At 73.0% G+C, this 3,603-nt stretch carries 5 protein-coding genes; 1 reads left to right on the top strand and 4 read right to left on the bottom strand.

Features of this window, described 5'->3' with window-relative positions; all coding sequences use genetic code 11:
• Positions 1 to 702, top strand: a 702-nt coding sequence (locus tag RWP81_RS15315; protein ID WP_314457543.1) for an aldolase/citrate lyase family protein, incomplete at its 5' end; no start/stop codon positions are given.
• Between the two features lie 133 nt (positions 703 to 835).
• On the opposite strand, the gene RWP81_RS15320 is transcribed toward RWP81_RS15315, so the two are convergent.
• From RWP81_RS15320 to RWP81_RS15335, 4 genes are all read right to left on the bottom strand, one after another.
• Positions 836 to 1,417 (bottom strand): DUF1992 domain-containing protein, encoded by a 582-nt coding sequence (locus RWP81_RS15320; protein ID WP_314457545.1) that lies wholly within the window; start codon positions 1,415 to 1,417, stop codon positions 836 to 838.
• Positions 1,414 to 2,247 carry an oxygenase MpaB family protein gene (locus RWP81_RS15325; protein WP_399540620.1) on the bottom strand — a complete coding sequence of 278 codons (834 nt, stop codon included), beginning with the start codon at positions 2,245 to 2,247 and terminating at the stop codon, positions 1,414 to 1,416. Before RWP81_RS15325 ends, RWP81_RS15320 begins: the two co-directional genes overlap by 4 nt.
• Positions 2,248 to 2,412: 165 nt before the next feature.
• Positions 2,413 to 2,946 carry a hypothetical protein gene (locus RWP81_RS15330; protein ID WP_314457549.1) on the bottom strand — a complete coding sequence of 178 codons (534 nt, stop codon included), beginning with the start codon at positions 2,944 to 2,946 and terminating at the stop codon, positions 2,413 to 2,415.
• A 1-nt stretch (position 2,947) separates the two neighbouring features.
• Complete coding sequence (locus tag RWP81_RS15335; RefSeq protein WP_055955590.1) at positions 2,948 to 3,358, bottom strand: DUF4383 domain-containing protein; 411 nt, start codon at positions 3,356 to 3,358, stop codon at positions 2,948 to 2,950.
• Positions 3,359 to 3,603: the final 245 nt, after the last annotated feature.

Genomic DNA, 3,603 nt, shown 5'->3' on the forward strand with positions numbered 1-3,603 from the left:
GTGCTCGACCTCGACGACGGGCTCCCCGCCGGCCGCAAGGCCGAGGGGCGCGAGCGGGCTGACCGTGCCGCCGCCGACGCCCCGGTCTGGCTGCGGATCAGTGCCGCCGGCACCCGCGACGGCGACGACGACCTGGCACTGTGCCGCGACCTGGAGGGTCGTCTCGCGGGCGTCGTGCTGGCGATGTGCGCCGGCCCCGACGACGTCGCTCACGTGGCGGCATCCCTTCCGCTCGGCACTCCCATCGTGGCGATGGTGGAGTCGGCCGCAGCGCTCCTGGCCGCCCCGGCGATCGCCGCACACCCCGCCACCCGTCGCCTGGCGTTCGGCACGGGAGACTTCCGGCGCGACACGGGCATGGCGGCCGATCGCATGGCGCTGTCGTGGCCGCGGGCGCAGCTCGTGGTGGCCTCGGCCGCCGCGGGGATCGTGGGACCCATCGACGGCCCGTGCGGTCCGATCGAGCAGGCTCGGGATGCCGCGCTGCACGCGGTCGCCATGGGCTTCACCGGCACGCTGGCGCTTCAGGATGCCGCCGTCGCCGGCGCGCACGCGGGCTTCACCCCGTCGCCCGCCGAGGTGGAGGCCGCAAGGTCACTGCTGTCGGCGACCCCTGACGGCCCCGTCGACGGTTCCTATGCGCCGACCCTCGCCCGGGCTCGCGCCCTTGTCGAACGCGCGGAGGCACTGGCCGCCCTGTGACGCGGAGCGTCGGCGCGGGGAGGGGTCGCGTCGCCTGCGAGATCACACGATCGTGTCGAGATCACAGGATCTCCGCGTCGAGAACCCTGTGATCTCGACCCGGTCGTGTGATCTCGGCTCTCCTCAGACCGACTCAGCCGCGACCGAACCAGCGGCGCCGCTGTCGCCGGACCGGTGCCTGCGCCGATGCCGCCGCCTCACGCGCCCGTCGCCGAGCGGCCCACGCCGCCACTTCGACCTCCACGTCGACCGTAGGTGTCACCACCGGCGGTCCGCCGAGCAACTGCCGCCGCGCGTCGATCACTCGACGGTTGAAGTCCTCCACGGCTTCGCGCACCTCGGGCTCGCGCGCGATGGCATCCAGCCGCTCCGCCATCTCGGCGTGCTCGACGCGCAGGGTGAGGGCCGGTGGACCGAGCCCGGTGAGCTTCTCCGTCTCGATCTTGCGGCGGATCCACCAGTCCGGGTCGTGCCCGCCCCCGAGGTCGGGCAGGGGCTTGCCCGCACCGGGGAGGTCGTCGAAGTCGCCCCGGCGGATGGCCTGCTGGATCGCGGTCTCGACGAAGGCCGCGCGTTCGGCCGACGTCGATCCCCTCGCCGGCGCCGACTCCGCGTCGCGCGCCGCCTGTTCGTCCGGCGACGGGGTGAGCCCCCCCTCCCGCAGTCGGCGATCGAGGCGGTACCGCTCAGCCGCCTGACGAGGATCCTCGCTCACGCCGCCTCCCGCTCCAGCCTCCGCAGACGCTTGTACGCCATGTCCTGGGCGCGCGGTCCCGACCCGAGGGCGCGCTCGGTGATGCGCAGGATCACCCGTGTCAGCGTCAGCACGGGCAGCGGCCACCGCCGCACGCCCAGCATCTTGCGGTACCGGCGGGGGATGGTCGACACCGCCGCCGCGAACAGCACGCGATAGGCCGCCCCCATGACGCCGGGGAACGGCGGCTTGCGCAAGAACCGTACGACCTCGTCGACGCGCTCTCCGCCGCGCAGCTCCCCGCGCTCCCAGAAGCCGTCGATCTCGCCGCGCAGCGCGTCGCGCGTGAGGGGCGGGTCGACGACGCGCATCAGGCGGCCGGCCGTCGCCCAGTCCGCGACGTAGGCATCGGGTCCGCCGGGAATGGGCCTCTTCGACGCCTCGTGGCCGGCGAGGAAGGCGTCGGTGAAGGCGAGATGCACCCAGCGGACGAGGTCCGTCGCCTCCGCCGTATACGTGCGTTCGGCGCCATCGCCCGCGCGGTACTCGCCCTTGACGCGCTCGTGGAAGCGTCCGACGCGGCGGGTCTCGGCATCCGCCTGGGTCCTCGAGCCGTACGTGAGCGTGATCACCCAGCGCACCGTGCCGGTGAGGCGGCCGATCGGGTCTTCGCGGTAGCGCGACCAGTCGTGCACGCCCGCGAGGGCGCCCGGGTGCAGCGCTTGCAGCAGAAGGGCCCGGATGCCAGCCACGAGCGTGCCCATTCCGGCGTGCACCGTCCAGGCGGGGCCGTTCTCCACGAAGTACCCCGCGTCGTCGCCCTCGGCGATGTCGCGCACGTAGGGGGCCATCCCGGTCGGGTCACCCGCGAGGGCGACGAGGATCTTCCCGCGGAGCGACTGGATCCAGTCGGGAGTGGGGGAGGAGGGGTCGTCTGTCACCCTTCCAGCGTGCCACCGTTCGTGGACACGGGCTCCGGGATGCCTCGGCGCCGTGACGACCCCCGGATCGAGGGGTCAGTGCCCCTCGTGCGTGATGACCGGAACGGTGCCGTCATCGCGCAGCAGCACGGCGTTCTGGGTCGCCCCCAGGGCGGGCGTGACGACGACGGCGATGACGGCGGCGGCCACGAGCAGGCCGATGACGCTCATCGGCTGCGGCGTCCGATCTGCGGCGCCGTCGTTTCGGCGGGCTCGGCGGAGGAACCCCGCCGCGGTGGCGCCCACGACGACGAAGAGCACGGATGCCGCGGCGGCACCCATGATGCTGGTGTGCGCCGGGTCGGCGACGACCAGCGCGGCGGTCAGCACCAGTGCGGCGAGCGACCCGCCCAGGGCGGCTCGCGGCACGAGCGTGCGACCTCTGGCCAGGACGGCACCGCCCCACGCGAGGGCGGCGAGTCCGAGGACGACCGCCCCGGCCCCGAGGACGACGGCGACGGCCTCGGAACCGGGGCGGACGATCGCGCCCGCACCGAGGGCGGCGATGATGAGGCCGGCCCCCCATGCGGACACGGAGGGCCACGACCGCGTGAAGGTCGCGGCCGTCATCTCACACCGCCGCGGTGCGGGGGATGCTGCGCTCGGTGCCGAGGCCGACACCCAGCAGCACGACGGCGCTGCCGAGGTGCAGGAAGTGGTCGGGCACGTTCAGCGCGAGGATGTTCGCCGCCGTTCCGGTGAGGAAGAAGCCGACGATGCCGAGCAGCAGGTAGACGGCACCGACGGTGGTGTTGACGCCCTTCGCGGCGCGGGCGTTCGCAAGGCCGGCGACCAGCAGCGCGCCACCGATCAACAGGTGCGCGATGTTGTGCAGCGGGTTGACCTCGAAGATGCCCAGAAGCAGGCCGCCCTCGGTGGCGATGAAACCGACGCCGCCGGTCACGGCGAAGCCGAGCAGTCCGACGAGCAGGTAGACAGCGCCGAAGACGGTGGCCACGAGTCGATTGGGTGATGAGCTCACGATGAACCTCCCAGAGTGTTGGCAGCGACCGTCCGGCCGCCTCACCACATCTTCGGAGGAACACCGTGCTTCGGATTGCCCTTTGCGGACCACATCCCTGCTCCGGTAGGACCCGTGAAACGACAGAAGGCCCCCGAGTACTCTCCGAGGCCCTCCGCAACGGATCCGAAACTACGAGGTCGTCCTCAGCGGTCCGGGGGGATTGCGCTTCGCGCGACGTTCACCTACGCCGCGCGAGCCCGCTC

It is taken from the genome of uncultured Microbacterium sp. (assembly GCF_963521695.1).
Lineage (GTDB): Bacteria > Actinomycetota > Actinomycetes > Actinomycetales > Microbacteriaceae > Microbacterium.

Coding starts and splice junctions, on each gene's coding strand:
- RWP81_RS15330 (WP_314457549.1), bottom strand. CDS start 2,946: ATGACGGCCGCGACCTTCACGCGGTCGTGGCCCTCCGTGTCCGCATGG.
- RWP81_RS15325 (WP_399540620.1), bottom strand. CDS start 2,247: ATGGCCCCCTACGTGCGCGACATCGCCGAGGGCGACGACGCGGGGTAC.